Source organism: Frigoribacterium sp. Leaf44, from assembly GCF_001421865.1.
Taxonomy (GTDB): Bacteria; Actinomycetota; Actinomycetes; order Actinomycetales; family Microbacteriaceae; genus Frigoribacterium.
The window spans coordinates 448219-474854 of sequence record NZ_LMLG01000006.1; the positions used below are offsets into that span (position 1 = coordinate 448219).

Here is a 26636-nt window from a genome sequence, read left to right on the forward strand (position 1 = left end):
GGGTCGACGGCACGCGGGTCGACGGCACAGGGGTCGACGGCACAGGGGTGACCGGCGCAGCGGGGCCGAGCGCGCCTCCTCGGAGTCAGGAGGCGCGGCGCGGCGCAGGAGGCGCGGTGCCGGTCAGGAGGCGGGGGGCGTGTCGAGCGCGTCGACCGCGGCGACGACCTCGTCGACCTCGGTGCGGGTCGTGTAGTCGACGTGGACGTCGGCGAAGACGACCTTGCCGTCACGATCGACGACGAGGACGGTCGGGAACGGCACGTCGGCGGTCGCGTCGGCGTTGCTGTCGGCGACGTCGAACCCGAGGTCGGAGTGCACCGCCCGGGCGGCCGCGACCGGCTCGGTCTGGATGCCCAGCGCCCGGACGAGGACGTTGCCCGGGTCGGACAACACCGGGAACTCGAGGCCACCGTTCGCGACGGACCGTTCGCTGCCCTCGGGCGTCTGGGGGCTGATCGCGACCAGGGCGACGCCGCGCTCGCGCAGTTCGGGCAGCAGGTCGGCCTGGTAGGTCTTGAGCGTCAGGTTGCAGTACGGGCACCAGGCGCCGCGGTAGAAGACAAGGACGGCCGGACCCTCGCCGACGGTCTCCGACAGCGAGACCTCGTCACCGGCGGTCGTCACGAGCGTCGCGTCCACGATGGTGTCGCCCACCCGGACGGCGGCCGCGGGGACCCCCGAGTCGCGCAGTCCCGACTGCTCGTCGTCGAAGACCCTCGTGGCGTCCGCGCCGATCTCGGCGTTGAAGCCCTCGTTGAACTCGGTCACCTGGTCGGCGATGCGGGTGGGGATGGGGGAGTCGGCGTTCGACATGGGGTCCTCTCGACCGTGACGGGGTGCACCGGGTTCGGGCCGGTCACCTCGATCGAGGGTAGGCGGATGCGTGCCCGGGGGACCGCATGGTGAGGGGTGGTGTTCGCAATCGTCCGGGCCGGGCATGGCCGCGCGCTCGTCCTCGACGGCCGCGCGATCGTCCTCGACGGCCGCCCGTCGTCCCGCACGGGCGTGTTGGCTGGTGCGGTGCAGACGTTCCTCCCCTACGCCGACTTCCGTGCCAGCGCCGAGGTGCTCGACGACAAGCGGCTCGGCAAGCAGCGGGTCGAGACGCTCCAGGTCATGCGGGCACTCGTCGTGCCCGGCTACGGCTGGCAGAGCCATCCGGTCACCGCGATGTGGCGGGGGCACCGGCCGGCCCTGATGGCGTACCAGGTCGCGACCTGCGCGGCCTGGGTGGCTCGGGGCTTCGCCGACACCTGCCTCGACAAGACGCTCGCCACCCTCGACGAGGTGCCCGCCGACGCGGCGGCGTTCCGCGCGGACGAGTTCGAGCTGCCTCCGTGGTTCGGCCGGGAGGACGTCCACCGCTCGCACCGGTCGAAGCTGCTGGCGAAGGCACCCGAGTCCTACGCCGCGGTGTTCGGCGACGAACCAGCCGACCTCGACTACGTCTGGCCCGTGCCGACCGCGGGCGACGCGTCGCGGTGACCGGGCGGGGTCAGGCCGCGCGCGCCTCCAGCAGGTCGAGGGCGGCGACGATCTCGTCGACCTCGGTGCGCGTCGTGTAGTCGGTGTGGACGTCGGCGAAGACGACGACCCCGTCGTGGTCGACGACGAGCACGGTGGGGAAGGGGATGTCGCCCGTCGCGTCGGCGTTGCTGTCGGCGACGTCGAACCCGAGCTGGGTGTGGACGGCACGGGCGTCGGCACTGGGCTCGGTCCGGATGCCGAGGGCTCCGCTGAGCACGTTGCCCGGGTCGGACAGCACGGGGAACTCGAGGCTGCCGTTCGTCACCGACGCCTCGGAGCCCTCGGGGGTCTGGGGGCTGATCGCGACGAGCGCGACGCCGCGCTCACGGAGGCGCGGCAGCAACTCGGCCTGGTAGGTCTTGAGCGTCAGGTTGCAGTACGGGCACCAGGCGCCGCGGTAGAAGACGAGCACGGCGGGCCCCTCGCCGACGGTCTCGGCGAGTGAGACCTCGGTGCCCTGGGGCGTCAGCAGCGTCGCCTCGACGACGGTGTCACCGGGCTTCACGGCGTCGTCGGGTACGCCGGCCTCGCGCAGGGCGCTCTGTTCGTCGTCGAAGACCTTCGAGAAGTCGGGGCCGATCTGCGCGGTGAAGCCCTGGTTGAAGTCGGTCACCTGATCCGCGATGGTGGTGGCGGGGCCGGCGGGGCCGGCGGGGCCGGTGGTGCCGGTGGTGTCGACGGTGCTGGCGGTGTCGGGGGTGCTGGTGTTCGACATGGTCGTCCTCTCGCGCTGACGGGCTCGCCGGGTACGGCCGTCGGGTGTCGCCGATCGTAGGCACGTCGCCTCGGACCGACGCCGATCCGCGTCACGGGGCGTCACATGCGGCCGGGCGCTCGGGCTCTCGGGCGCTCGGACCCTGCCCTGCCGATCGACCCTGCATCCCGGCGCTGCTCGGCCACCGACCCATGCAGCCACGATGTGAACATCCCGCCACACGATTGCGTGGCGGGATGTTCACATCGTGGTGGCGTGGCGGCGTGGTGGCGAGGCGGCGTGGTGGCGTGGTGGCGCGGCGGCCTGCCGGTCGGGCAGGCGACCGTCAGCTCTGGCAGTGCGGGCACCAGTAGGTGTCGCGCAGCTCGAGTTCGCTCTCGCCGAGCTCGCCCCGCAGGATCTTCGTGCCACAGCGCAGGCACGGCTTGCCCGCCCGGCCGTAGACCCAGTCCGTCGTGCCGCGGAGGTTGCCGGTCGTGGTGCGGTCGACCCGGTCTTTGTTGGCCTGGATCAGCCGGTGCGCGAGGTCGATCATCTTGGGTCGGTTCTCGACCTCGCCGACGGGACGCGTCGGCAGGACGCCCCGGAGGAAGCAGAGCTCGTTGCGGTACACGTTGCCCACCCCGGCGAGCACCCGCTGGTCGAGCAGTGCGAGTCCGACCTCGCGGGCCGGGTCGGCCTCGAGGTTGGCGAGGGCCCGCGCGGCGTCCCAGTCGGGGCCGAGCAGGTCGGGGCCGAGGTACGAGACCACGCTGTCGTCGTCGTCGCGGGTCACGAGCTCGACGATGCCGAGGTCGAACCCGACGGCGACCCAGTCGGCGGTCTCGAGCACCACGCGCGCCTGGTAGGCCGGGCGCTTCCACTTCGTGCCGTGCCGGTAGACGTGCCACGAGCCCTCCATCTTGAGGTGCGTGTGCAGCGTCAGGTCGCCGATGTGGTGCAGCAGGTGCTTGCCGCGCGCGATCACGTCGTCGATCACCTCACCACTGAGGTCGACGGTGGCGAACGCCGGCACCCGGAAGTCGCTGGCGGTGAGCGTCTGGCCGTGCAGCACCGCGTCGAGGTTCTTGGCGGCGCGGTAGACGGTGTCTCCTTCGGGCATCGGTCAGGCCCTCAACCGGATGCCGCTCGGCGTCGGTGCGAATCCGGCATCGCGCAGGGCGTCGCCGAGGGCGGTGCCCAGCACGAACGCGCCGTCGACCCGTTCGACCGCGAGCTTGCCGATGCGGTTGCGCACGGTGGCGGCCAGCGAACCCGCGGCCAGGGCGAGTTCGCGCTCGTCCGGCTCGCCGAAGGTCAGCACGGTCTTGCCGCCGCGTTCGACGTAGACGACGAGTCGGCCGTCGACGAGCACCACGAGCGAACCCGCCTTGCGCCCCGGGCGGTGACCGGACTTCTTCTTGTCGCCCGCGCCTCCGGACGGGTCGTTCGTCCCGCGGTCGGAACCCCCCGAGGAGGCACGGGTCGCGGCAACCGCGGCGCCCGCCTCGGCGCGCGTCCCGGCTCCCGTCGCCGTGGTCGCCGCCGCGGCGGTGGCGGCTCGTGCCGCCGCGCTCGCGACGGCCGCGGCCTCGTCGGCCGAGACCCCGTCGAGCGTCTGCCCGGGCCACGGCAGGGCGGCGCCGTAGGGATTCGCCGGGTCGGTGGCGGCCAGGGTCACCACGGGCACGTCGCGCTGACGACCCGCGGCGACGAGGGTGTCTTCGTCGCGGCGGTCGCCCTCGTCACGGACGAACGACCGCAGGCGGTCGACCGTCGGCCCGGTCGCGAACTGCGCCGCTCCGAGGCCCTCGACGAAGTAGCCGCGGCGGGCGCGACCCGACTCTTCGAAGCCGCTGAGCACCTTGTAGGCCGTCGAGAAGCCCCCGCGGACGCCCTCGTTGACGACGGCGCCCCGGGTGACGACGCCGTGTCGCTCGAGCAGGATCTCGGCCGTCGCGGCGGCACGCACGGTGCCGTCGGGTTCGGCCAGGGGCAGCAGCGACCAGCGGCCGCCGACGGTGGGCGGACCCGCCTGTCGGGGCATGGCGACCCGGCCGCGGCTGCGGTACGACGAGCGCGACCGCGTCGGGGTGCGCGGCCGCGGCGTGCGTCCGCCGCCGACCTGGGTGCGCAGGGGAGCGAAGGTGTCGTTCGTGATCTGCCCCGCCCAGACGAGCTGCCAGATGGCGGTGACGAGCGAGTCGTCGTCGGTGCTGCCGACGGCGTCGGAGAGCTGCCGGAAGAAGTACGCCCCGCCGCCGGCCAGGGCGGCCAGCACCTCGCGTTGCAGGTCGTCGGTCTCGGCCCCGGACGGTTCGGGCAGGGTGACCTGGGCGCCGTCGGCGAGGTGCAGGCTGACCCAGCCGTCGTTGCCGGGCAGGGTGCCGGTGCCCGACCAGATGACGTCGCCGGTGGCGGTGAGCTCGTCGAGCATGGACGGGTTGTAGTCGGTCACGCGGGCCGGCAGGATCAGGGACTCCCACGCCGAGGCGGGCAGCGAGACCCCGCTGAGCTGGTCGACGACCTGCACCACGCCGTCGAGGCCGCGCAGCCCCGAACCCTTGAGCCCGGTGGCGACGTGTTGCCAGGCGGGCAGGAAGCGTCCGAGCGTCTCGGGGGCGACCGGTTCGACCTCGTGACGCAGGGCGGCCAGCGACTTGCCGCGCAGTCGACGCAGCACCTCGGAGTCGCACCACTCGCTGCCCTGCTGCCGGGGCCGGAACTCGCCCTCGACGACGCGACGCTGGGTGGCGAGCTTGCGCAGGGTGTCCATCACGACGGCGGTGCCGAGGCCGAGACGGTCGGCCACCATGGCGGGGGTGAAGGGGCCGTGGGTGCGGGCGAACCGGCCGATGAGGTCGCCCAGCGGGTCGTCGACCGGTTCGACGAACGCGGTCGGCACGCCGATCGGCAGGGCGACGCCGAGGGCGTCCCGGAGGCGCGAGGCGTCCTCGATGCCGGCCCAGCGGACCGTGCCGGCGTGGGTGAAGCGGAGGACGCGGTTCGACCAGGCGAGGTCGGTCAGGGCGGTCTCGAGCGCGCGGTGGGCGTCGTCGCGGGCGGCGACGTCGCCGGCGACGAGGGTCGCGGCGAGCCAGCTGCGGTCGATGATCTCGTCGGTCGTCAGCGGGCCGAGCAGGCGCAACAGGTCGACGACGCCCTCGATGTCGCGGGCCCGACGGTCGGCAGCGAGGCGCTGCAGTTCGAGCTCGTGCTGGTCGATGACGTCGGCGTCGAGCAGCTCGCGCAGCTCGGCCCGGCCGAGCAGCTCTTGCAGCAGGCTCGAGTCGAGCGACAGGGCGGCCGCACGCCGCTCGGCGAGCGGTGAGTCGCCCTCGTACATGAAGGCGGCGACGTAGCCGAAGAGCAGCGACCGGGCGAAGGGCGAGGGCACCTCGGTCTCGGTCTCGACGATGCGCACGGTGCGGCTCGCGAGGTCGCGGGTGAGGCTCATCAGGGCCGGCAGGTCGTAGACGTCCTGCAGGACCTCGCGGACGGCCTCGAGCACGATCGGGAACTGCGGGTACTTGCGCGCGACGTCGAGCAGCTGCGACGACCGCTGGCGTTGCTGCCAGAGCGGCGACCGCTTGCCGGGGTTGTACCGGGGCAGCAACAGCGCCCGGGCGGCGCACTCGCGGAATCGCGACGAGAACAGGGCGGAGCCGCCGACCTCTTCGGTGACGATCTCGTCGAGGTCGTCGAGCTCGAACGAGAACAACTCGGCCCCGGGAGGCTCGGCGTCGGTGTCGGGGATGCGCACGACGATGCCGTCGTCGGCGGCCATGGCCCCGCCGTCGACCCCGAGCTGGTCGCGGATGCGGGCCGAGACCGCCAGTGCCCACGGGGCGTGGACCTGCATGCCGTAGGGCGAGTGCAGGATGAGGCGCCAGTCGCCGAGCTCGTCGCGGAAGCGCTCGACCACGAGGGTGGTGTCGGTCGGCACGTACGACGTGGCGGCCTTCTGCTCGCCGAGGAACGCGATGAGGTTGCGAGCCGCCCGCTCGTCGAGGCCGCCGGCGGCGACGCGGGTGGTGGCGTCGGCCTCGCTCGAGTTCGACAGTTCGCGGACGTAGCCGCCGATGGCCTTGCCGAGCTCGGCGGGGCGCCCGATGCCGTCGCCCTTCCAGAAGGGGACGCGGCCGGGTTGGCCGTAGGCGGGCGAGACGAGCACACGGTCGTGGGTGATGTCCTCGATGCGCCAGCTCGTGGCCCCGAGGGCGAACACGTCGCCGACCCGGGACTCGTAGACCATCTCTTCGTCGAGTTCGCCGACGCGGGCGGCCTTCTCGCCGACCATGAAGACGCCGAAGAGGCCCCGGTCGGGGATGGTGCCGCCGCTCGTCACCGCGAGGCGTTGGGCACCCGGGCGGCCGGTCAGGGTGCCGTGAACGCGGTCCCAGACGATGCGGGGCCGCAGTTCGGCGAACTCGTCGGAGGGGTACTTGCCGCTGAGCAGGTCGAGGGTGGCGTCGAAGGCGGAGCGCGGCAGGGTGGCGAACGGGGCGCTGCGGCGCACCGTGTCGAACCAGGCGTCGGCGTCGAGCTCGTCGAGGGCGACGGCCGCGACGGTCTGCTGGGCCAGCACGTCGAGGGGGTTGGTCGGCACGCGCAGTTCTTCGATGAGCCCGGCGACCATGCGCTCGGCGGCGACGGCGGAGTGGATCAGGTCGGCCCGGTGCTTGGGGAACAGCACGCCCCGCGAGGTCTCGCCGACCTGGTGCCCGGCACGGCCGACGCGCTGCAGGCCGCTGGCGACCGACGGCGGCGACTCGACCTGGATGACCAGGTCGACCGCACCCATGTCGATGCCGAGCTCGAGCGAGCTGGTGGCGACGACGCAGCGCAGCCGGCCGCTCTTCAGGTCGTCCTCGATCAGGGCGCGTTGGTCTTTCGACACCGACCCGTGGTGGGCCCGGGCGAGCAGGGGATCGCTGCCGGCGGTCTGCCCCGACCCGCCCATGAGCTGGGCCGGTGCCCCGCCGCCGACGGCCGGGTTGCGCTGTGCGGCGGGCGCCGGGGCGAAGGGATCGACGGTGTCGGAGGCCGGGTCGTCGCCGACGCCACCGGCCGTGACCAGCTGGCCCCGTGCCTCCTCGGTGGCACGCACGGCGGCCTCGAGGTCGCCGCCCTGGCGTTCGATCCAGATGTCGTTGAGGCGGGCCGTGAGGCGTTCGGCCAGGCGGCGTGAGTTCGAGAAGACGATGGTCGAGCGGTGCGCGGCGATCAGGTCGACGATGCCCTCTTCGACGTGCGGCCAGATCGAGCCCTGCGGTGCGGCGCCGGCGGCCGACCCTTCGAGCGGGGCGGCGGTGCCGAGCTCGGTCATGTCGTCGACGGGCACGACGACGCGCAGGTCGAACTTCTTGTCGGCGCGGGGATTGACGATGGTGACGGGTGCCGGCCCGGCCAGGAAGCGGGCGACCTCTTCGGGCGGTCGGACGGTCGCGCTGAGCCCGATGCGCTGCGCGGGCTTCTCGAGCAGGGCGTCGAGGCGCTCGAGCGAGAGGGCGAGGTGGGCGCCGCGCTTCGTCGAGGCGACGGCGTGGACCTCGTCGATGATGACGGTCTGCACGCCCTTGAGGGTCTCGCGCGCCTGCGAGGTGAGCATCAGGTAGAGCGACTCGGGCGTCGTGATGAGGATGTCGGTCGGGGTGCGGGCGAGCCGGCCGCGATCGCTCGAGCTCGTGTCGCCCGAGCGCACGCCCACCGTGATGTCGGGAGCCTCGGTGCCCAGACGTCGAGCGGTCTGGGTGATGCCCACGAGTGGCGAGCGGAGGTTGCGCTCGACGTCGACGCCGAGCGCCTTGAGCGGAGAGATGTAGAGCACGCGGGTGCGGTGCAGCTTCTCGTCGGGCGGCGGCGACGAGGCCAGCGAGTCGATCGACCAGAGGAACGAGGCGAGCGTCTTGCCCGAGCCGGTCGGTGCGATGACGAGGGCGTGGTCGCCCTGGCTGATGGCCGTCCAGGCGCCCTCTTGCGCCCGGGTCGGCGCGGCGAAGGCCCCCCGGAACCACTCGCGGGTCGCGGGGGAGAAGCGGTCGAGCACGTCGGTCATCGCTGCCATCCTGCTCTGCACCACCGACATTCCGCCGAGGGGTCAGCCCAGCACGGTGGCCTCGCCCCGACGTCCTGAGCGCGTGGCGAACGCATCCAGCGCCTCGAGGACCTCGTCCGCCCGCCAGATCAGGCCCATCTTGTACTCGGCCTTCTGCTTCAGCACTCCGGATTCGACCAGCCGTCGGAGCAGGGGGTAGACGTTGCTCGGGGCGAGCGAGAGCCGGGAAGCGGCCGTCCTGGCGTCGAGGACGGGTTGGTGGACGAGCAGGTCGAGCAGGCGCCAGACCGAGGAGTCGCGTCGTGCGGTCACGCGGGCAGACCAGGACGCTCGGACGTCGTGGAGGTCGTCGACGAGCGTCCGGGCGTTCGCGACCGCCCGGAGGGAAGCCTCGGCCGTCAACCGCACGATCGGGTCGAGCTCGCCGGCCCGGTAGGCCGTCAAGGCCCGGTGGTAGGCGTCGACGTCGGTCAGCAGACCCGCCGAGACCGGCACCGTCACGGACCGCGTGACCCCCTTGGACCGCAGCATCGCCTGGGTGAGTGATCGCCCCGTCCGACCGTTGCCGTCGGTGAACGGGTGGATGGTCTCGAACTGGGCGTGGGTCACGGCGGTCTGGACGAGGACGGGTAGGTCGTCGCGTCGTGCGAAGGTCAGGCAGTCGTCGAGCAGGCCCGGGACCCGTTCGCTGACGGGGGCGACGAACTCGGCGCCGACGGGGCTGGCGCTGCTACGACCGATCCAGACCTGCTCGGTCCGAAGGGCGCCGGGGGTGTGCCGCGCGTCCGACGCCATCAGCGTGGCGTGCATCGTGAGGACGGAGGCGCGGGTCAACTCGTCAGCCAGGTCGATCGCCGCCGACATGGCCCGCGTGTTCGCCGCGATCAGGGTCGCGTTGCGCTTGCGTTCGTCCCCGAGTTCGGCCGAGAACACGGATCGGGCGTTCGCGGTCAGGTTCTCGATGCGCGACGAGGCGACGGCCTCGCTGCGCAGCAGGAGCGGAGCGAAGGCCGCCACCTCGCCGCCGAGGGTGGCGTCGAAGCGGGTCAGTTCGAGAGAGGCGTCCTCGGCGAGAGCGGCGACCTCGGGCGACGGAGCGGGGTCGAGTGCGCCGATCAGTGGGGGCACCGCCGCACGGAACACGGCCGAGCGGAACAGCTCGGTGCGCAGCCCGGCTGTCGGGCGCCCGGACGGCACCCATGCGACCTGCTCGTGGTCGAGTGGAGGCCAGTTGGCGGTCACGACACCTCACAAGTCAGAATCCGGTCGTACTGTTTTATGACTTGCGGCGCCAAGTCATAATCTGCTGCGACGAGGTTATGGTCTGTGACCCCGCGGCGCAACGTTCGCCGACCGTGTCGGCCGCCCGGCTACGGTGGGCGCATGCCGAACCTGCTCCACCTCGACTCGTCCGCCGACCTCACGACGAGCCGCTCACGCGCGATCACCGCGGCGTTCGCCGACGCCTGGCGCGACCTCGGCGCCGACCACACGGTCACCCGCCGCGACCTGCACGTCGACCCGCTGCCGCACCTGAGCGACAGCGCGCTGCACTGGCCGCCGCGGCTCCGGCAGCCGGGCGACGCCCCCGACCCCGCCCACGAGGCCCTGCAGCAGGCCCTCATCGCCGAACTCGTCGCCGCCGACGTCGTGGTGATCGGTGCCCCGCTCTACAACTACTCGTTGCCCTCGACGCTGAAGGCCTGGGTCGACAACATCCACCTGCCCGGCGTCACGGCGCCCTTCGACGGCGACGACCAGCAGCCGATGCTCGGACGACCCGCGGTCGTCGTGACCAGCCGCGGCGGCGTCTACGACGAGGGCACGCCCACGGCCGGCCGGGACCACGCCACCCCGGTCCTCGACATCGTCCTGGGGTCGACGCTCGGCATGCACGTCGAGACGATCGCCACGAACCTCACGCTCAGCGACCGGCTGCCGATGCCCGAGGCCGCCCGCGAGCGAGCGGCGCGCGAACTGCGAGAGGCGAAGGAGGCGGCGGTCGCCTCGGCCCGCCGCCTCGGCTGACCGTGTCGTCGCGTCGACGAGGCGGCCGTCGGGCCGGGGCCGCACGCCGCGTGAAGTCGGTCGTCGCGCGCGTGTTCGGCATGCTGGCCGCGGCTCTCGCGATCGTCGGGCTCGTCCGGCTCCTGCAGGGGCAGGCCGGGTTCGGGGCGGCGTTCCTCTTCGCGGCGTTCGTCTCGGTCGTCGTGGCCTACGCGCTCGTCCGCAGCGTGAACGCGTCCCGGCGCCGACCGCAGCGGCACCCGGAGCCGTACCTGCGCCTGCGCCTGCGCCTGGGCGAGCCGTCGTGCGGCGTGGCTAGGCTCGACGACATGCAGAGCCGCACCCTCGGAACCCGTTCATCCTTCCTCGCCGACCGTCCCGTCTCGGTCATCGGCCTCGGCACCTGGCAGCTCGGTGCCGACTGGGGTGACGTCAGCGAGAGCGACGCGCTCGACGTGCTGGGCGCCTCCGTCGAGTCCGGGGTGACCTTCTTCGACACCGCCGACGTCTACGGCGACGGACGCAGCGAGCAGATCATCGGGCGTTTCCGCGCGTCGAACCCCGACGTCCCGCTGACGGTCGCCACGAAGATGGGCCGCCGGCTCGACCAGGTGCCGTCGAACTACGTCCGCGACAACTTCGTCGCGTGGACCGACCGCTCACGCCGCAACCTCGGCGTCGACACGCTCGACCTCGTGCAGTTGCACTGCCCGCCCACCCCCGTCTTCGAGAGCGACGCCGTCTACGACGCCCTCGACGAGCTGGTCGAGAACGGGGCGATCCGCGCCTACGGCGTGAGCGTCGAAGAGACGGCGCAGGCCCTGACCGCCATCGCGCGCCCGAACCTCGCGACCGTGCAGATCATCTTCAACGCGTTCCGCCTCAAGCCCCTCGACGAGGTGCTGCCGGCCGCGCGACGCGCCGGCGTCGGCGTCATCGCCCGCGTCCCCCTCGCGAGCGGGCTGCTCTCGGGCAAGTACACGACCGAGACGACGTTCGCCGAGAACGACCACCGCACGTACAACCGCCACGGTGAGGCCTTCGACCAGGGCGAGACCTTCAGCGGCGTCGACTTCGAGCAGGGCGTCGCCGCCGCGCAGGAGTTCGCCGCGGCCGTCCCCGACGGCGTCACCGTGCCGCAGGCCGCCCTCGCCTGGATCGTCGAGCAGCCGGGCGTCAGCACGGTCATCCCCGGCGCGCGCAACGTCGCGCAGGCCACGGCGAACGCGGCGGCCGGCAGCGTCGGCGACCTCGACGACGGGCTCGACAGCGAGGTCGTCCGCGTCTACGACCAGTACTTCCGCGAGGCCGTCCACCCCCGCTGGTAGCGGCGATCGGGCCGTGGGGCGGTCCCGCTCGGTCTCGCCGAGCCGGACCGGGGACCCCGTCGGGTCAGCGCTCGCGCGGTGACACGAGTCGCCCGACCAGCGCGACGCCCGACCCGATGATCAGCCCGCCGACCACGTCGGACGTCCAGTGCGCCCCCACGTGGAGGCGCGACCACGAGACCGCGCCGGCCAGCGGCAACAGGGCTGCCGCGGCCCCCGGCGACTCGATCGCGACGCCCGTGACGAACCCGGCGGCACAAGCGGCGTGGCCGGACGGGAACGACGCGGACAGCGGCTGGCTGCGCAGGCGTCGTTCGATCGGGACGTCGTCGATCAGCGGACGGTTGCCGCCGAAGATGCGCTTGCCGACGATGTTGGCCATGGCGCTGGCGAAGCCGAGCGACAGCGTGCCCCGCACGGCGGCGCGTCGCTGACCCACGAGAGCGAGACCCGCGGCGACCGCGGCCCACAACAGCCCGTGGTCGGCGAAGTGGCTGAGGCGGCTGAGGTTGCGGTCGACGACCGGCACCCCTCGGACCGAGTTGATGCGTTTCGCGGCCCGTCGGTCGGCGCGCAGCACCCAGGCGGGCAGGACCTGACGGGGAGTCTCGGAAGGCAGTGGCAGCAGGGGCACGCGACCACCGTATCTTTCTCCGGGGGCCGCGCCGCGCCTCCTCGGTTCCGCTCGTCGCGCCGCGGCCGATGTGGTCGCCGTCGGCCGGGGTACAAGCTGGGCCGGCGCGGCGTCGCCGCCGCGTACACCGGGGGACATGGCAGACAACATGTACACCCCGCAGAACCCCGTCACCCAGTACCCGCAGCCGCCCTTCGAGCACCAGCAGCAGAGCGCCCCCGGCGACGTCCACGCCATGAAGCCCGAGCCCGACCACGGCGAGACCAGCTACGTCGGCAGCGGTCGCCTCGCCGGCCGCAAGGCCCTGGTCACGGGTGCCGACAGCGGCATCGGCCGCGCCACCGCCATCGCCTTCGCCCGCGAGGGCGCCGACGTCGCGCTGAGCTACCTCGCCGAGGAGCAGTCGCAGGCCGAGGAGGTCGCCGCGCTCGTCCGCGAGGCCGGTCGCACCGCCGTCCTGCTGCCCGGCGACCTGCAGGTCGAGCAGACCAACGTCGACGTCGTCGAGAAGACGGTCTCCGAGCTCGGCGGACTCGACATCCTGGCGATCATCGCCGGCGTCATGCCGACGGTCAGCAGCATCGACGACTTCGAGACCGAGACGCTCGACCACGTCCTCAAGGCCAACATCTACCCGCTGTTCTGGCTGACCAAGGCCGCGTCGACGCACCTGCAGCCGGGGGCGTCGATCATCACGACCTCGTCGATCCAGGGCTTCCAGCCGTCGCCCGACCTCGCCGAGTACGCCGTGTCGAAGGCCGGCATCGCCAACTGGACCCGCGCCATGGCCCAGCAGCTCGCCGAGCGGGGCATCCGCGTCAACGGCGTCGCGCCCGGCCCCGTCTGGACGCCGCTGCAGCCCGCGTTCGTGCCGAACGAGAAGATCGAGAGCTTCGGCTCGGAGGCCGCTTACGGGCGCCCCGGCCAGGCCGTCGAGCTGGCCCCCTCGTTCGTGTTCCTGGCCAGCCAGGAGTCGAGCTACATCAGCGGCGAGACCATCGCCGTGACGGGTGGCACGCCGATCCACTAGATCGTCGACGCACCCTCGAGGACGCCGTCGAGCGGACCGGACACCGCCTGGAGCCGCGGTGCGCCGTCCACTCGACGGCGTTCTCGTGCGCGGGGCGGACCGCTCGGGCGAAGCCCGTGCAGATCGTGCGGACCGAGCCCGGGCGGGCCCGGCTCAGGGATGCCGCACGCCCTCGCCCGCGATCACGGCGCGGTACCCCTCGCGGAAGGTCGGGTACGTGAGGGCGAACCCGGTGCCGCGAAGTCGTGCGTTCGACAGCCGCTTGTCTCCGCCGGCCTGACGGCCCCGAGGAGGCGCGCTCGGCGGCACGGGCACCCCCAGTTCGTCGGCCACGAACGTCAGCACGTCGTCGAGCCTCGACGGCTCGTCGTCGACCCCCACGTACAGGACGTCGGTCGGCGCCGAGGTGGTGGTGAGGTGCACGATCGCGGCCGCCGCGTCGTCACGGTGGATGCGGTTCGTGTGGGGGGAGCTACCGGCAGGCTCGGCCAGTCGCGCTTCTCCGTCACGCACCTGGGTGATGAGCCGCTCCCGGCCCGGGCCGTAGATGCCGCCGAGGCGCAGGACGATCCCGTCGGGACGGCGTGCGTGCAGCAGAGCTTCGGCCTCGAGGATCACCTCGGCCGTCGCGGAGGCCCCGGTCGCCGGTGTGGCCTCGTCGACGACGCTGCCGTCGTCGACGTCGTACACGGCGGTCGACGAGACGAACAGCACCCGGGCGTCGACCGCCCCGGCCTCGTCGAGTGCGTCGAGGACGTTGCGCAGGCCGTCGACGTAGGACGCCCGGTAGGTGTCGACGTCGCGCGACCCGGCCGAGAGGGCGACGACGACGACCTCGGTGTCGGCGGGGAGGGTGGGGCGGGCGGTGCTCAGGTCGATCGAGACGCCCTCGATCGAGGTCGGCAGCTTGCCCGCCGAGCGACGGAGGCCGAGGACGCGGTGCCCGAGGGAGACGAACCGCAGGGCGGCCTCGGTGCCGAGGTCGCCGCAGCCGGCGAGGACGACGGTCATCGGGTCGCCTCGTCGTCGGACGCGGTCGGCGCCTCGGCGAACCGGTCGGTCGCCGCGATCAGCGCGTCGAGGATGCCCGGCTCGTCGAACGCGTGCCCGGCGTCGTCGACCAGGACGAACTCGGCGTCGGGCAGGGCGGCGTGCAGGTCGAAGGCCGTGGTCGCCGGCGTGCACAGGTCGTAGCGGCCCTGGACGATGACCGTCGGGATGTGGGCGACGAGGTGCGCGTCACGGATGAGCTGGCCCTCGTCGAGGAAGCCGCGGTGGACGAAGTAGTGGTTCTCGATGCGGGCGAAGGCCAGCGAGAACGCCGGGTCGGAGTACCGCTCGACCAGGTCGGGGCGGGGCAGCAGGGTGATCGCCGAGGCCTCCCACGACGACCAGGCCACGGCGGCGGGCCCGTGGACGGCGGGGTCGGGGTCGGCGAGCAGGCGCGAGTAGGCCTCGATCAGTCCGCCCGCTCGGCGTTCGTCGACCGGCACCGGGGCGAGATAGCCCTGCCACCGGTCGGGCAGGACGTTCGACGCCGGGCCCTCGTAGAACCAGTCGAGCTCGCTCTGTCGCAGCGTGAAGATGCCGCGCAGCACGAGCTCGGTGACGCGGTCGGGGTGGGTCTCGGCGTAGGCGAGCGCCAGGGTCGAGCCCCAGGAGCCGCCGAACACCTGCCACCGGTCGATGCCCAGGTGCTCGCGCAGGGTCTCGAGGTCGGCCACGAGGTGGTGGGTCGTGTTCGTCGAGAGGTCGGTGCCGAACGTGCCGGCGTGGGGCGTGCTGCGACCCGCCCCGCGCTGGTCGAGCAGCACGATGCGGTACCGGTCGGGGTCGAACAGTCGGCGGTGCGCGGGCGACGACCCGCTGCCGGGCCCGCCGTGCAGGAAGACCACGGGCTTGCCGCCGGGGTTGCCGCATTCTTCCCACCAGACGTGCTGGCCGTCTCCGACGTCGAGCAGGCCGGAGTCGTACGGTTCGATCTCGGGGTAGAGCTGGCGCATGCCGACGAGCGTAGCCGTGGGTGCCGACACCGGCAGGGGAGGCGCGGCGCCTGGGGGCGACGACCCGCGCCTCCTCGTCCGGGGAGGAGTCGTCGCCCGACGGACGGTCGCGGACGGGCTCAGAGGCGGGCGACGGTCAGGTCGTCCTCGACGCCGTCGAACCATCGATCGAGCACGGCCCGGAACTCGGGTTCGGCCGGGTCGGCCCGTGCGAACAGGGTCATCGACGAGCGCAGCTTGAGGGCGTCGATCCCGCCCATCAGCTCGCCGGCGCTCGCGGCGTCCGCCCGGGCCGCGACGCCCGCCGCCTCGCACAGGCGCGGGCCGAGCAGGGGATGGGCGAGGTAGGCCCGCGCCTCGTCGAGGGATCGGATCGCGTAGGTGCGGTCCATGCCGCTGCGGCCGAGGCCGGTGATCTGCGGGAAGACGAACCACATCCAGTGCGAGGTCTTCCGGCCACGGCTCAGCTCGGCGAGGGCCTGGTCGTGGGTGCCTCCGGCGTCCTGCGCGCGGACGTACCGGTCGAGGTCGAAGGGGTCGCTCATCGCCCCGTTCTACGCGCCGCGAGTCGAACCGTCTCCCCCCTGGTGCGGAGGGCGAGGACGGCGCTACGCTGGTCGGCTGCCCTGCCGGGCGGCGGACCACGTCCCCGCCTCGACCCCGGAGCCCCCGTGACCGACATCGTGATCGACGAGATCGTCGTTCCCCGCACGCTCGAGCCCCGTCCCGTCGTCGACCGCGACGCAGACCCCGGCCCCGACCACGCCGACCGCGCCGACCGTGTCGCCGCCTACGTCGAGGCGATCGCCCTCGAGAACGCCGTCCAGGCCACGGTGCTCGGCTTCGGCGACCTCGACTTCTCTCCGGCCGAGCAGCTGCCGCAGTGGCACGACCCGTTCACGCCGCGGCGGCTGTTCGTGGTGCGCGCCGAGGGGCGCATCGTCGGCCAGGCCACGTACGAGACGCTCTCGGACCCGGCCGTCACGACCTGTTGGCTCTGGGTCGCCGTCGACCCCGAGCACCGCCGCCGGGGGCTCGGCACGGCCCTGCTCGACCACGTCGAGGCCGTCGCCCGCGCCGCCGGTCGGACCGACGTGATCTCCTTCGTCGCCTCCGGCCAGGGGGTGGCCTCGGGCCAGGACGCCACCTCTGGCCAGGACGCCGCCTCCGGCTCGGGACCCGCAGCGGGCCCGGGCCCCGCCACCGCCCCGGCCGACCGCCTCGAGGCCTCGACCGGTCACGGGTGGGTGCCCCGCACCTCCTCGGAGGTCCGGTTCGCGCTCTCGCGCGGCTACGCGCTCGGCCAGGTCGAGCGCATCAGCCGCCTGCCCCTGCCGGTGGACGAGGAGGCGCTGGCCGCGATCCGCTCCGAGGCGCTCGCCGCGGCGGGGGACGAGTACCGCGTCCACACCTGGTCGGGCCCCACGCCCCGGCGCTGGCAGTCCGACGTCGCGGCCATGGCGACCGCACTGAGCACCGACGCGCCCATGGGCGACGTGCCCGAACCCGAGGACGTCTGGACCGTCGAACGCCTCGTCGAGGCCGAGCGGCGACGCGCCACGAGCGGGCGTGCCTCGCTGACCGCGGCGGCCGAGCACGTGCCGACGGGCCGGCTCGTCGCGTGCTCCGACCTCGCGGTGCCCGACGACGCGTCGCGGCCCTTGATGCAGCAGATGACCCTCGTGCGGCGGGAGCACCGCGGGCACCGGTTGGGCTGGCTGGTGAAGGTCGCCAACCTCGACCGCTTGGCGGTGGAGAAACCGGGCCGCCCGGCCGTGTTGACGTTCAACGCCGAGGAGAACCGGCCCATGCTCGCCGTCAACGAAGCCGTCGGGTTCGTGCCGATCGGCGTCGAAGGGGTGTGGCACCGGCCGCTGTGAGGTGGGGGCCGGGCGGGGCGGGCAGGCGGCACGGCGGCGCGCCGGGGTGCGGGAACCGGAATCAGACCGGCGGGTCGAGTCGGTGTGTGCCGAACCCGACCGGTGGCGTGTGCCCACCTGTGCCGAACCCGACCGGTGGCGTGTGCCCACCTGTGCCGACCTGTGCCGAACCCGACCGGCCGTGCGACTCCTGGCGTGCCTTACCCGACATCACCGCGACGACACGCCGCTCAGGTCGGCCGCTGCCCGGCGTGTCGACGGCCGATCGTCGCGATTTGCACACCGGGCAGGGGGCAGGGGGCAGGGGCCGGGGGAGGGAGGCGGGAGGGTCAGGCGACGAAGTCGGCGCTGACGTCGGCGGAGACCTCGATGTCGTCGGGGTGCAGGTCGAAGGTGACGGGGCCGCCCGTCGAGAACGTCGCGACGGCTCGGGCCAGGCCGAACGGGTTGCCGCCACCCGGCGCCCCGGGTCGCAACCCCGGCTCGAACACCGACTGCACGGTCGGCTGCCCGAGCCCGAGCGCCTCGGCGTAGTCGCCGGCCCGGGTGACGGCGTCGGCGACGGCGGCGACCCGCACGGCCTTCTCGACCTCGGGTCGGCGGGCGTGGCTGAGCGACCACTCGATCCACTCGACCGTCACGCCCGGTTCGAGGGCGACGTCGCCCACCCACGACGCCAACGCGTCGAAGTCGCTGAACCGCACGTCGACGGCGGCCCGGGTACGGAACCGCACCCCCGAGGAGGCGCGGGTCTCGTCGACCCCGTCGCCCCCGTCGGTCGTCACCCCGGTCTCGACCGCGACCGTGACGCTCCGGGCGCTCCACCAGGTGGCGGCCTCCTGGCGGCGCCAGGCCGTCGCCTGTTCGCTGAGGCGGGAGTGCACGGCGGCGGTGTCGCGGACGACCTTCTCACGGTCGTCACCGTCGAAGCCCACGGTGAGGTGGACGACACCGCGCTCGGCACGGTGGCGGTGGGTGGCGGAACCGGACACCGAGAGCGTCGCCATCGCGCGCCTCCTTCGTTCAACGGGGTGACGGGCCGGGGCGGGCCCCGGATCAGTCGGTGGAGTCGCCGCCGGCGACCGACACGGGTGCGTCGGCGTCGACGACGGGAGCGGCGGTCACGCGACCGATGAACGCGTTGAGGTCGTCGAGTTCTTCTTGCGAGATGCCGTGGGCCAGACCCGGGTACACGGTCTGTTCGGCGTCGGCGTGCGCCTCGAGCCAGGCCGAGGTGCGCTCGACGGCGTCGGCGGGGATGATCTGGTCGACGTCGCCGCGGCCGTAGAAGACGGAGGGGCGGACGGCGGTCACGGCGTCGTCCCGTGCGGCTGCGCGCCCGAGCGTGGCGTCGTCCCCGGCGGCGGGGACCACGAACCCGGCGAGCACGGCGGCGAACGCGAACCGCTCGGGCGCGTGCCGCACCAGCTGCAGCGAGAGCGAACCGCCCTGAGAGAAGCCGAGCAGGCTGACGCTCGGGTGGTCGCTCGCGAGCGAGTCCAGCCAGATGAGCACGGCCTCGGCCGCGACGTCGACGGCACCCGGGTCGGGCGCCCCGGGCGTCGAGAGCGGGTACCACGAGAAGCCGTCACCATGAGGCAGAGGTGCCCGCAGCGACGCCGCGACGAAGTGCTGCGGCAGGTAGGGAGCGAGGCCGATCAGGTCGCCCTCGTGCGAGCCCACGCCGTGCAGCAGCACGAGCAGGGGTCGCCCGTCGCGCTCGGCCTCGACGGCGGACCACTGGACGAGGGACGGGTCGATCTGCACCATGGACCGAGCCTAGCGACGGGCGGCGACATCGGGGCCGGTGCTGTTCGCCCGTAGCGTCACGTCACGCGATCGGGCCGTCGAGCCGGTAAGAATGGGCCATGAGCTCCGTGCGGACACCCGACCCCGACCCCAATCCCGGCTGGCTCTCGGAGGACGAGCTCTTCCAGGCGCGGCAGCACCTGCCGATCCTCTACGTCGAGGCCGTGCCCGTGCGCACCGACGGCATGGGGGTCGTGACCGAGGTCGGGGTGCTGCTCCGCGCCTCCGACGAGGGGTCGATCTCGCGCATGCTCGTCTCGGGCCGGGTGATGTACGGCGAGAGCCTGCGCACCGCCCTGTTCCGCCACCTCGAGAAAGACCTCGGGCCCATGGCCTTCCCGCAGCTGCCGCCGTCGCCGGTGCCGTTCCAGGTCGCCGAGTACTTCCCGCTGCCCGGCTCGTCGGTCTACACCGACCCCCGGCAGCACGCCGTGTCGCTCGCCTACGTGGTGCCCGTGACCGGCACCTGCGACCCGAGGCAGGACGCCCTCGAACTCACCTGGTTGACGCCGCACCAGGCCGCCTCCGACGAGGTCGCCGCCGAGATGGAGGGCGGCCGCGGCACCCTGCTGCGCAGCGCCCTCGCCTCCGTCGGCGCCCTGCACTAGCCGCGACCCCGGCTGAGACCCCAGGAAGTCGCTCAAGCCCCCGGGCGCGAGCCGGGGTTTCGGTGACTTCCTGGGGTCTCGCGACGTTCTCCACAGGCCAGCGACGGCAGGAGGCGCGGGTCGCGTCGGTCCGCCAGGCTCGACACCGTGCCCACTCCCGACGACGACCTCATCCGGCGAACCGTCTGGCTCCGCGGCGGCCGTGACGACCACGCGCTCCGACGTCGCGCTCGTGCCGGCGACCTCGTGCGCGTCGCTCCCGGTGCCTACGTGCCCGCGTCGACCTGGACCGAGGCCGACCCGCGACAGCGGCACGTGCTGCGGGTCCGGGGAGTGGTCGGGCGGCTGAGCTCGGACGTCGTCGTGTCGCACGAGTCGGCGCTCGCCCTGAACGGGTTCCCTCTCCTGGGGCGTTGGCCCGAGCGCGTCCACGTCGTGGACCGGAGGCGCGCCAGCACCCTCACATCGTCCACGCTGGTCCGTCACGCCGCCGACCTCGGCGCCGCCGACCTCACCAGCAGGTGGGGCATGCCCACGGTCGTCCCCCTCCGCGCCGCTCTCGACGTCGCGCGTACCCGCGATCTCCGAGGCGGACTCGTCGTCATCGACCACGGACTCCGTTCGCAGGCTTTCGACCGGCCCGCCGCAGGGGCCCACCTCGAGGCTCGTGGCTCCTACAGAGGTACCCGGGTGGCCACCCTCGCTCTCGCCCTGGCTGATCCACTCTCGGAGTCGGCGGGTGAGTCGCTCAGTCGGGCGGGCATGTTCGAGGCCGGGCTGGCGCGCCCCGTCCTGCAGAAGTGGTTCCACGACGACGACGGACTCATCGGGCGGGTCGACTTCTGGTGGCCGTGCTGCGGGGTGGTCGGCGAGTTCGACGGGCTCGTGAAGTACCTCGGCCGGACCGAACGACGAGGTCGCACACCCGAGCAGGTCGTGGTCGACGAAAAGCTGCGCGAAGACCGCATCCGTGCCGCGCCCGGTGTCCGCGGTTTCGCCCGGTGGATCTGGGACGACGCCCTGAAGCATCGACCCATGCTCGACAAGCTCGCCCGTGCCGGACTCACCCGCTGCACGCACGGCGAGTGGAACGCCAAGACCCCAGGAAACCGCTGAGACCCCCGTGCGCGCACGTGGGTCTCAGCGACTTACTGGGGTCTGACGGTCAGCGACCGCCGCGCTGGCCGCCGCCGGTGCGGGCCTTGCCGCCGACGAGGCCGCCGACCTTGAGCGAGCCGGGACGGCCGCCCTCGGACGAGGCGCGGCGTCCGCCGCTGCGCTGGCCGCCGTCACGCTGGCCGCCCTCGCGCGAGCCGCCGAGCGACGCCGCGAACTCGGCCTGGTCGTTGCGGACCGCGTTGGTGCGGCTCTGGCCGCCGTCGCTCTGGGTGCCGGTGCTCTGGGCGCGGCGCCCGGTCTGACGGGTGCCACGGGTCTCGTCGCGAGCACCGTCACGTGCGCCACGGGCGTCGTCGCGGACGGGCGTGGACGAACCGCGGCCCGACTCGGTCGAGTAGAAGGTCGAGGCGCCACCGCGGGGAGCGGCGTCGCGACGCGCACCTCCGTCGCGGCCACCCTGGCGGCCGCCGTCACGCGAGCCACCCGAGCGACCGGCACCGGCACCGGCGCGACCGGCGTCGGAACCGCGACCCGTGCCTCCCTGGGCGGGGCGACCCGAACGGTCCTGACGGGCGATGGGGTTGCCCTGCGAGTCCTGACGGGCGGCGCGCTTACGCTGGGCGTTCGCGCCCTGCGAGCGTCCGCCGCCACCCTGCTGCTGCTGGACGGCAGCCTTGGGCGAGGGCTTGACGTAGGCGGCGACCTGTCCGACGAGGGCGTCGACCTCGGGCGAGTTCGGAGTCACGGCGGTGATGGTCGGGCGGATGTCGGCCTTCTTCATCAGCTGGGCGACGTCGCGCTTCTGGCTGGGGATGACGAGGGTGACGACGTCGCCCTCGGCTCCGGCGCGGGCGGTGCGGCCCGAGCGGTGCAGGTACGCCTTGTGCTCGGTCGGCGGGTCGACGTGGATGACGAGCTCGATGTCGTCGACGTGCACGCCACGGGCGGCGACGTCGGTGGCGACGAGCACGCGGGCCGAACCGTCCTGGAAGGCGGCGAGGTTGCGGTCGCGCTGCGGCTGCGACAGGTTGCCGTGCAGGTCGACCGAGGGGATGCCCGACTCGGTGAGCTTCTTGGCGAGCTTCTTCGCGTGGTGCTTGGTGCGCATGAAGAGGATGCGACGGCCCTGGCCGCTCGCGAGCTTCTGGATGAGCGCGTTCTTGCTGTCGACGTCGGGCGTCTCGAAGACGTGGTGGGTCATCTTGGCGACGGGCGAGTTGGCCTCGTCGACCGAGTGCAGCACCTCGTTGTGGAGGAACTGCTTGACCAGCTTGTCCACGCCGTTGTCGAGGGTGGCGCTGAAGAGCAGGCGCTGGCCGTCGTTCGGGGTGGCCTTCAGGATGCGCGTGACGCCGGGCAGGAAGCCCAGGTCGGCCATGTGGTCGGCCTCGTCGAGCACGGTGATCTCGATGGCGTCGAGCTTGACGAAGCCCTGCTTCATGAGGTCTTCGAGGCGGCCGGGGCAGGCGATGATGATGTCGACGCCGGCCTTGAGGGCCTGCACCTGACGGTTCTGCGAGACGCCGCCGAAGATCGTGGTGGTGCGCATGCCGTAGGCCTCGGCGAGCGGGGCGAGGACGGCGTCGATCTGCGTGGCGAGCTCGCGGGTGGGGGCCAGGACGAGGCCGAGGGGGCGTCCGGCGCGGCGGTTGCCGCCGGCCAGCTTGCCTCCGAGGCGCGCGGCCATGGGGATCGAGAAGGCGAGGGTCTTGCCCGAGCCGGTCTTGCCGCGGCCGAGGACGTCGCGGCCGCCGAGGGTGTCGGGCAGGGTGTCGACCTGGATCGGGAACGCGGTCGTCTTGCCTTCGGCGGCGAGGGACTTCACGATCGGGGCGGGCACGCCCAGCGAGCTGAAGGTGACGGCGTCGGCCGTCTCGTCGACGCTCGTGGCGCCGGTGGTGTTCTCGGTGTCGAGGGTGTTCGTTGACATGTGGTGCACCTTTCGGGGCATCGGTGTCGAGCCGGGCCGAGGCTGCCTGGCCGCCTGCTGGTGAGGGGGCACGTCGGGGACGTGCTCGCACGAGGGCGGGGCAGTGCCGGGAGGACGGCTGTCGTAGCCGGGCTCGAGGTGTGGCGACGGTGCAGGTGTGCACGATCGTTTCGCCGCAGAGTGAGCTTCGCGCGCCTGCTGGTCTGCCTGGGTGTGTGCCAGGACGGAGAGGCGGTGAGGGGCGTGCTACGACGCAGGGAGCCGATCGGGCCGGCTCGCAAGTGACCCCAGCCTAGCGGCTGAGGCCGGAAAACGCGACGGGTGTGGTCTGCACGGCTGCGCAAGGCGCGTCGCGCCCGCGCTGGGGACGAGCCGAGGAGGCGCGGCCCGGCCCCCCAGGACGCCTCGCCCCCACCGCGCCACGCTTGACTCATCGTGGATCGACCTGTCGTTCTACCGACCGGACGACGTGGTTGGCTACACGTCGGGGGCGCGAGGGCCGCGGCTCCGGGGGCACGCACCGCGGTCCCCTCCTCGTCCGGAAGGTCTGCACCCATGCGCACATCGACAGTCGTCTCGAGCGTGATCACCGCCTCCGTCCTGGCGGCGGCCCTGGTCGGATGCACCGCCTCGGCCTCGATCGACCGGACCGTGTCGTCCAGCGCCTTCGCCACCACGGTCGCCGACGCCCTCGAGAAGGAGGTCGGCATCCGCCCCGACGTCGACTGCGGCGACGACGCGGTCTCCGTCGTCGACCAGGCGGAGGTGCATTGCGACGTCAGGACCCCGGGCTCCGACGTCGTCTACGACTCGGTCTCGGTGATCAGCACGGACGGCGGTGACGACTACGGCGTCGCGGTGGAGGTCGACTCCGAGCCGAAGAACTAGGCGCGCGTCCCCCCGCGGGGTTCGAGCGGTGCGCGCGTCCGCCCGCGGGGTTCGAGCAATGGGCGTGTCCGCCCGCGGGGTCCGATCAGTGCGCGCGCCCGTACCGTTCGCCGACGGGGATCTCGACCGCGACCGTGTTGCCGGGCTGGGCGAGCGGGCAGGCCCAGGCGGGGTCGTAGGCGCAGCTGGGGTTGTACGCGAAGTTGAAGTCGAGCACGATCGTGCCGGGTTCGCCACCGGCACCGAGGTCGGCACCCTTGACCGAGTCGATCAGGTAGCGTCCGCCGCCGTAGGTGCCGCCGGGCTTGCCCGCCAGCGCGTCCTTGATCGGGATGAACAGGCCGCCCGCGTACTGTGCCAGCTTCCACACGTCGAGGCTGCCGACGCCGGGTACGTCGGCCACGCCGACGAGGTCGAAGAGCACGTCGCCGTCGGTGCCGGTCTTGACGACCATGCGTCGCGGTTCGGCCGGCTCGACCGCCACCTCGAATCGCCAGGCCGGGTCGTACGGCTTCGTCGGCAGGCCGGTGAAGTCGGGGCGGTCCTCGGGCAGCAGCGGCGTCGAGGGGTGCGTCGAGAACAACTCGTCGCGGGTGCGCCGCCACAGGTCGTGGGCCGCCGCCAGGTCGGTCGCCTCACGCACGTCACGGTAGAGCCCGTGGATCGTCCGCCGCCACGAGGCGATGTCGAGCGCGCCCTGGGCGGGCGTCGGGGCGGTGGTGTCGGCAGCGGCGTCGGCGGCGGCCTCGGCAGAGGCGTCGACGCCGATGTCGGCGGTGGTCTCACCGGTGGACGAGGAGGCGCGGGTCGGGTCGGTCACCTCTACCACCGTACGCAGGCGGTCGCCCCGCCGCCCGTGGCTCCCTCACAGGCGGGTCGCCCGTCCACAGCTCGCCGTCCCGACCGCGGCGGACGGGGCCCCCTGGCTACGCTCGCCCCATGACGACCGACACCACGACCACCGACCCCACCGTCACCCCGGCCGACCTCGCGCAGCTGCACCGCGCGATCGAGGTCGCGCAGCAGGCTCGTGACCACGGCAACCATCCCTTCGGCTCGCTGCTGCTCACGGCCGACGGCGACGTCGTCGAGGCCGAGAACACGGTCGTCACCGAGGGCGACCCGACGGGCCACGCCGAGACGAACCTCGTCCGCCTCGTCGCCCAGCGGTTCGACAAGCCGACGCTCAAGGCCGCGACCCTCTACACGAGCACCGAGCCGTGCGCGATGTGTGCCGGAGCGATCCACTGGGCCGGCATCGGTCGGGTCGTCTACGCGCTCGCCGAGCAGCAGCTGCTCGGAATGGTCACCGAGCAAGAGGGCGAGTCGACGCTCGACCTGCCCTGCCGCGAGGTCTTCGCCCGCGGGGGAGGCGCGGTGTCGGTGTCGGGGCCGGCGCTGTTCGACGAGGCCTCGGCCGTCCACGCCGGGTTCTGGAGCTGACGCCGGCCGCCGGTGTGGCGTGCTGCCGAGGTCAGACGTGCTTCGGGTGGGTCGGCGCCCCTCGCCAGGTCGGGGCCAGCGCCTTCATGCGCAACGCGCGCCACTGCCAGGTCGCCCACAGCCCGGGCCAGAGCAGCAGGCCCAGGGGTCCTGCGTGGAACTCGAGTCGGTCACGCAACAAGGTGTGGCCCGGCCCGTCCGGCACGACGGCCATCCGGTGGTTGATGCGCATGCGGGCGAACTGCCCGCTCGTGCCGCGTCCGGTGTCGCGTTGGATCCACGCACCGTCGCGCTCGTGCCAGTCGAGGTCGACGTGCGTGCTGCCGAGCGGCAGGACGCCGAGGATGCTCGCCGACACCGGGTGTGCCTCCTCGGTCCAGCGGTCGGGGAAGCCCGACGGCGACTCGGACCGGTAGACGACCAGCGGCTTCGTCACGGCCACCATCACCTGGGGGTCGCGCAGGGCGTCGGTCGCGACGTCGACGGGGCAGGCGAGGCGGAGTTTGAGCTGCACGTGCATGCCCTGATCCAACTCCCGCCGCCTGATCGCCTGTCACGGCGCGTCACGCACGGGCGACGTCCGACTGCGGCTGCCTACGCTGGTCCGATGAGTTCGCACGGCCAGCAGAAGTACCAGGTGAGGTTCGACCACGGCGTGGCCGGCGCCGCCCGCATCGCACCCGGGGCACACGTCGTCGTCGTGGTCGACGTTCTCGACGGGCACGGCACACTGACTCGGGACGAGACCGCGCGCGTCGTCGCCGCGCTGCCCGAGGTGGCGAGCGAGGCCGACGTCGTGGTCGTCACCGGTGCCGGGGCGGCGTCCGAGGTGGCCCGGCACGTGGTCGAGCGTCAGGCCCGACGAGGCGACCGCGCGCTCGTGGCGATCGTCGCCGCGGGGGCGGTCGAGGCCGACGGGTTCCGGCCCGCCGTCGAGGACCAGCTCGCCGCCGGAGCGGTGGTCGACGCGCTCGCCGCGGTCGGCATCGACTTCTCGTCACCCGAGGCGGCCCTCGCCTGCGCCGCCGCCGGGGCGCTCGCCCGGGCCTCGTCGCACCTGCTGACGGCCTCGGCCTCGGCGGCCGAGCTGGTCGCGACCGACCGGGGCGACGTGGTCGACGCGGCCCGCGCCTCCTCGTCCTCCGCTGCCCTCGCCGTCGTCACCACGACCGGTTCCCGAGGGGAATTCACCCCCTCGGCGTAGCGTTGCGGCCAGAGCGACCCGAACGTCGCCCCGACCGCAGGAGGAACCATGAAGGCAGTGCTCACCGACGGAACCGTCGTCGCCGAGGCCCCGAAAGACGAGCTGATCTCGATCGAGGGCAACTGGTACTTCCCGCCCGCGAGCGTGAACTCCGACCTGCTGACCGAGAGCCCCACCCAGTACCACTGCCCGTGGAAGGGTGACACCCAGTACTTCAGCGTGAGGTCCGGCGACGACCTGCTCCAGGACCGCGCCTGGAGCTACCCCACACCGATCCCGACCTCGTTCGACCGCGTCGGCAAGGACTACTCGGGCTACGTCGCCTTCTGGAAGGACGTCTCGGTCGTCGACTGACCGACCGTCGAGCGTCGCCCGTCGACCCCGCACCTGTCACGCCGCCACGAAGTAAACAACCCGCCACGCGATTACGTGGCGGGTTGTTTACTTCGTGGCGGGGAGAGCGTGGCGGGG

Annotated in this window: 25 protein-coding genes; 11 read left to right on the top strand and 14 right to left on the bottom strand. The window is 73.0% G+C overall.

Annotated elements, in window-relative coordinates; all coding sequences use genetic code 11:
- Positions 1-123 precede the first annotated feature (123 nt).
- The gene (locus tag ASE87_RS10625) at positions 124-816 is read right to left on the bottom strand and encodes a peroxiredoxin-like family protein (RefSeq protein ID WP_056228383.1); all 693 of its coding nucleotides are present in this window, start codon (positions 814-816) and stop codon (positions 124-126) included.
- Between the two features lie 96 nt (positions 817-912).
- On the opposite strand from ASE87_RS10625, the gene ASE87_RS10630 reads away from it, so the two are divergent.
- Positions 913-1488, top strand: a complete 576-nt coding sequence (locus ASE87_RS10630) for an MSMEG_6728 family protein (protein WP_235472279.1) — start codon at positions 913-915, stop codon at positions 1486-1488.
- A gap of 10 nt (positions 1489-1498) precedes the next feature.
- Here the strand turns inward: ASE87_RS10630 and ASE87_RS10635 are convergent, their stop codons facing one another.
- The 4 genes from ASE87_RS10635 to ASE87_RS10650 form a co-directional block, all read right to left on the bottom strand.
- Positions 1499-2245, bottom strand: a complete 747-nt coding sequence (locus tag ASE87_RS10635; protein ID WP_082452558.1) for a peroxiredoxin-like family protein — start codon at positions 2243-2245, stop codon at positions 1499-1501.
- A 325-nt stretch (positions 2246-2570) separates the two neighbouring features.
- The gene (locus ASE87_RS10640) at positions 2571-3347 is read right to left on the bottom strand and encodes an Fpg/Nei family DNA glycosylase (RefSeq protein WP_043597581.1); all 777 of its coding nucleotides are present in this window, start codon (positions 3345-3347) and stop codon (positions 2571-2573) included.
- A gap of 3 nt (positions 3348-3350) precedes the next feature.
- Positions 3351-8282, bottom strand: a complete 4932-nt coding sequence (locus ASE87_RS10645) for a DEAD/DEAH box helicase (RefSeq protein WP_056228386.1) — start codon at positions 8280-8282, stop codon at positions 3351-3353.
- Positions 8283-8324: 42 nt separating this feature from the next.
- Complete coding sequence (locus ASE87_RS10650; protein ID WP_056228389.1) at positions 8325-9524, bottom strand: Fic family protein; 1200 nt, start codon at positions 9522-9524, stop codon at positions 8325-8327.
- A gap of 141 nt (positions 9525-9665) precedes the next feature.
- Here ASE87_RS10650 and ASE87_RS10655 point away from each other — a divergent pair, with 141 nt between their 5' ends.
- Both ASE87_RS10655 and ASE87_RS10660 read left to right on the top strand, forming a co-directional pair.
- Entirely contained in the window at positions 9666-10310 is a 645-nt protein-coding gene (locus ASE87_RS10655) for an FMN-dependent NADH-azoreductase (protein WP_056228392.1), read from the top strand.
- A gap of 308 nt (positions 10311-10618) precedes the next feature.
- Positions 10619-11617 (top strand): aldo/keto reductase, encoded by a 999-nt coding sequence (locus ASE87_RS10660; RefSeq protein WP_056229529.1) that lies wholly within the window; start codon positions 10619-10621, stop codon positions 11615-11617.
- Positions 11618-11681: 64 nt separating this feature from the next.
- Here the strand turns inward: ASE87_RS10660 and ASE87_RS10665 are convergent, their stop codons facing one another.
- Positions 11682-12251 (bottom strand): phosphatase PAP2 family protein, encoded by a 570-nt coding sequence (locus ASE87_RS10665; RefSeq protein ID WP_043595928.1) that lies wholly within the window; start codon positions 12249-12251, stop codon positions 11682-11684.
- 136 nt (positions 12252-12387) lie between these two features.
- Here ASE87_RS10665 and ASE87_RS10670 point away from each other — a divergent pair, with 136 nt between their 5' ends.
- Positions 12388-13281, top strand: a complete 894-nt coding sequence (locus ASE87_RS10670) for an SDR family oxidoreductase (RefSeq protein WP_043595911.1) — start codon at positions 12388-12390, stop codon at positions 13279-13281.
- Positions 13282-13434: 153 nt separating this feature from the next.
- On the opposite strand, the gene ASE87_RS10675 is transcribed toward ASE87_RS10670, so the two are convergent.
- From ASE87_RS10675 to ASE87_RS10685, 3 genes are all read right to left on the bottom strand, one after another.
- Positions 13435-14292 carry an NAD-dependent epimerase/dehydratase family protein gene (locus ASE87_RS10675; protein ID WP_056228395.1) on the bottom strand — a complete coding sequence of 286 codons (858 nt, stop codon included), beginning with the start codon at positions 14290-14292 and terminating at the stop codon, positions 13435-13437.
- Positions 14289-15284 (bottom strand): prolyl aminopeptidase, encoded by a 996-nt coding sequence (gene pip / locus ASE87_RS10680; RefSeq protein WP_056228398.1) that lies wholly within the window; start codon positions 15282-15284, stop codon positions 14289-14291. Before pip ends, ASE87_RS10675 begins: the two co-directional genes overlap by 4 nt.
- Positions 15285-15403: 119 nt before the next feature.
- Positions 15404-15829 (bottom strand): DUF1810 domain-containing protein, encoded by a 426-nt coding sequence (locus ASE87_RS10685; RefSeq protein WP_056228402.1) that lies wholly within the window; start codon positions 15827-15829, stop codon positions 15404-15406.
- Positions 15830-15955: 126 nt separating this feature from the next.
- Between ASE87_RS10685 and ASE87_RS10690 the strand changes: the two genes are divergently transcribed.
- A complete protein-coding gene (locus tag ASE87_RS10690; protein WP_056228406.1) occupies positions 15956-17164 on the top strand; it encodes a GNAT family N-acetyltransferase in 1209 nt (402 codons plus the stop codon).
- 329 nt (positions 17165-17493) lie between these two features.
- Here the strand turns inward: ASE87_RS10690 and ASE87_RS10695 are convergent, their stop codons facing one another.
- Together ASE87_RS10695 and ASE87_RS10700 are read right to left on the bottom strand one after the other, a co-directional pair.
- Positions 17494-18171, bottom strand: a complete 678-nt coding sequence (locus tag ASE87_RS10695; RefSeq protein ID WP_056228409.1) for an SIMPL domain-containing protein — start codon at positions 18169-18171, stop codon at positions 17494-17496.
- A gap of 49 nt (positions 18172-18220) precedes the next feature.
- Positions 18221-18934 carry an alpha/beta hydrolase gene (locus ASE87_RS10700; RefSeq protein WP_082452559.1) on the bottom strand — a complete coding sequence of 238 codons (714 nt, stop codon included), beginning with the start codon at positions 18932-18934 and terminating at the stop codon, positions 18221-18223.
- Between the two features lie 98 nt (positions 18935-19032).
- On the opposite strand from ASE87_RS10700, the gene ASE87_RS10705 reads away from it, so the two are divergent.
- Both ASE87_RS10705 and ASE87_RS10710 read left to right on the top strand, forming a co-directional pair.
- Entirely contained in the window at positions 19033-19581 is a 549-nt protein-coding gene (locus ASE87_RS10705; RefSeq protein WP_043595902.1) for an NUDIX hydrolase family protein, read from the top strand.
- 147 nt (positions 19582-19728) lie between these two features.
- Positions 19729-20697 (top strand): hypothetical protein, encoded by a 969-nt coding sequence (locus tag ASE87_RS10710; RefSeq protein WP_056228412.1) that lies wholly within the window; start codon positions 19729-19731, stop codon positions 20695-20697.
- A 49-nt stretch (positions 20698-20746) separates the two neighbouring features.
- On the opposite strand, the gene ASE87_RS10715 is transcribed toward ASE87_RS10710, so the two are convergent.
- Positions 20747-22630, bottom strand: coding sequence for a DEAD/DEAH box helicase (locus ASE87_RS10715; protein ID WP_235472281.1), 1884 nt, complete (start codon positions 22628-22630; stop codon positions 20747-20749).
- Between the two features lie 555 nt (positions 22631-23185).
- Here ASE87_RS10715 and ASE87_RS10720 point away from each other — a divergent pair.
- The gene (locus ASE87_RS10720) at positions 23186-23518 is read left to right on the top strand and encodes a hypothetical protein (RefSeq protein WP_056228415.1); all 333 of its coding nucleotides are present in this window, start codon (positions 23186-23188) and stop codon (positions 23516-23518) included.
- A gap of 85 nt (positions 23519-23603) precedes the next feature.
- Here the strand turns inward: ASE87_RS10720 and ASE87_RS10725 are convergent, their stop codons facing one another.
- Positions 23604-24287: a DUF1684 domain-containing protein gene (locus ASE87_RS10725; protein WP_056229532.1), complete on the bottom strand. Its 684-nt coding sequence runs from the start codon at positions 24285-24287 to the stop codon at positions 23604-23606.
- A 170-nt stretch (positions 24288-24457) separates the two neighbouring features.
- On the opposite strand from ASE87_RS10725, the gene ASE87_RS10730 reads away from it, so the two are divergent.
- Positions 24458-24961: a nucleoside deaminase gene (locus tag ASE87_RS10730; protein WP_043595897.1), complete on the top strand. Its 504-nt coding sequence runs from the start codon at positions 24458-24460 to the stop codon at positions 24959-24961.
- A 31-nt stretch (positions 24962-24992) separates the two neighbouring features.
- Here ASE87_RS10730 and ASE87_RS10735 read toward each other — a convergent pair whose 3' ends face one another.
- Entirely contained in the window at positions 24993-25481 is a 489-nt protein-coding gene (locus tag ASE87_RS10735) for a hypothetical protein (RefSeq protein ID WP_043595896.1), read from the bottom strand.
- A gap of 87 nt (positions 25482-25568) precedes the next feature.
- Between ASE87_RS10735 and ASE87_RS10740 the strand changes: the two genes are divergently transcribed.
- Together ASE87_RS10740 and ASE87_RS10745 are read left to right on the top strand one after the other, a co-directional pair.
- The gene (locus ASE87_RS10740) at positions 25569-26165 is read left to right on the top strand and encodes a hypothetical protein (RefSeq protein WP_056228417.1); all 597 of its coding nucleotides are present in this window, start codon (positions 25569-25571) and stop codon (positions 26163-26165) included.
- 48 nt (positions 26166-26213) lie between these two features.
- The gene (locus ASE87_RS10745; protein ID WP_043595892.1) at positions 26214-26519 is read left to right on the top strand and encodes a DUF427 domain-containing protein; all 306 of its coding nucleotides are present in this window, start codon (positions 26214-26216) and stop codon (positions 26517-26519) included.
- Positions 26520-26636 lie beyond the last annotated feature (117 nt).

Coding starts and splice junctions, on each gene's coding strand:
- ASE87_RS10625 (WP_056228383.1), bottom strand. CDS start 816: ATGTCGAACGCCGACTCCCCCATCCCCACCCGCATCGCCGACCAGGTG.
- ASE87_RS10635 (WP_082452558.1), bottom strand. CDS start 2,245: ATGTCGAACACCAGCACCCCCGACACCGCCAGCACCGTCGACACCACC.
- ASE87_RS10640 (WP_043597581.1), bottom strand. CDS start 3,347: ATGCCCGAAGGAGACACCGTCTACCGCGCCGCCAAGAACCTCGACGCG.
- ASE87_RS10645 (WP_056228386.1), bottom strand. CDS start 8,282: ATGACCGACGTGCTCGACCGCTTCTCCCCCGCGACCCGCGAGTGGTTC.
- ASE87_RS10655 (WP_056228392.1), top strand. CDS start 9,666: ATGCCGAACCTGCTCCACCTCGACTCGTCCGCCGACCTCACGACGAGC.
- ASE87_RS10660 (WP_056229529.1), top strand. CDS start 10,619: ATGCAGAGCCGCACCCTCGGAACCCGTTCATCCTTCCTCGCCGACCGT.
- ASE87_RS10670 (WP_043595911.1), top strand. CDS start 12,388: ATGGCAGACAACATGTACACCCCGCAGAACCCCGTCACCCAGTACCCG.
- ASE87_RS10675 (WP_056228395.1), bottom strand. CDS start 14,292: ATGACCGTCGTCCTCGCCGGCTGCGGCGACCTCGGCACCGAGGCCGCC.
- pip (WP_056228398.1), bottom strand. CDS start 15,284: ATGCGCCAGCTCTACCCCGAGATCGAACCGTACGACTCCGGCCTGCTC.
- ASE87_RS10685 (WP_056228402.1), bottom strand. CDS start 15,829: ATGAGCGACCCCTTCGACCTCGACCGGTACGTCCGCGCGCAGGACGCC.
- ASE87_RS10695 (WP_056228409.1), bottom strand. CDS start 18,171: ATGGCGACGCTCTCGGTGTCCGGTTCCGCCACCCACCGCCACCGTGCC.
- ASE87_RS10700 (WP_082452559.1), bottom strand. CDS start 18,934: ATGGTGCAGATCGACCCGTCCCTCGTCCAGTGGTCCGCCGTCGAGGCC.
- ASE87_RS10705 (WP_043595902.1), top strand. CDS start 19,033: ATGAGCTCCGTGCGGACACCCGACCCCGACCCCAATCCCGGCTGGCTC.
- ASE87_RS10715 (WP_235472281.1), bottom strand. CDS start 22,630: ATGTCAACGAACACCCTCGACACCGAGAACACCACCGGCGCCACGAGC.
- ASE87_RS10720 (WP_056228415.1), top strand. CDS start 23,186: ATGCGCACATCGACAGTCGTCTCGAGCGTGATCACCGCCTCCGTCCTG.
- ASE87_RS10730 (WP_043595897.1), top strand. CDS start 24,458: ATGACGACCGACACCACGACCACCGACCCCACCGTCACCCCGGCCGAC.
- ASE87_RS10735 (WP_043595896.1), bottom strand. CDS start 25,481: ATGCACGTGCAGCTCAAACTCCGCCTCGCCTGCCCCGTCGACGTCGCG.
- ASE87_RS10740 (WP_056228417.1), top strand. CDS start 25,569: ATGAGTTCGCACGGCCAGCAGAAGTACCAGGTGAGGTTCGACCACGGC.
- ASE87_RS10745 (WP_043595892.1), top strand. CDS start 26,214: ATGAAGGCAGTGCTCACCGACGGAACCGTCGTCGCCGAGGCCCCGAAA.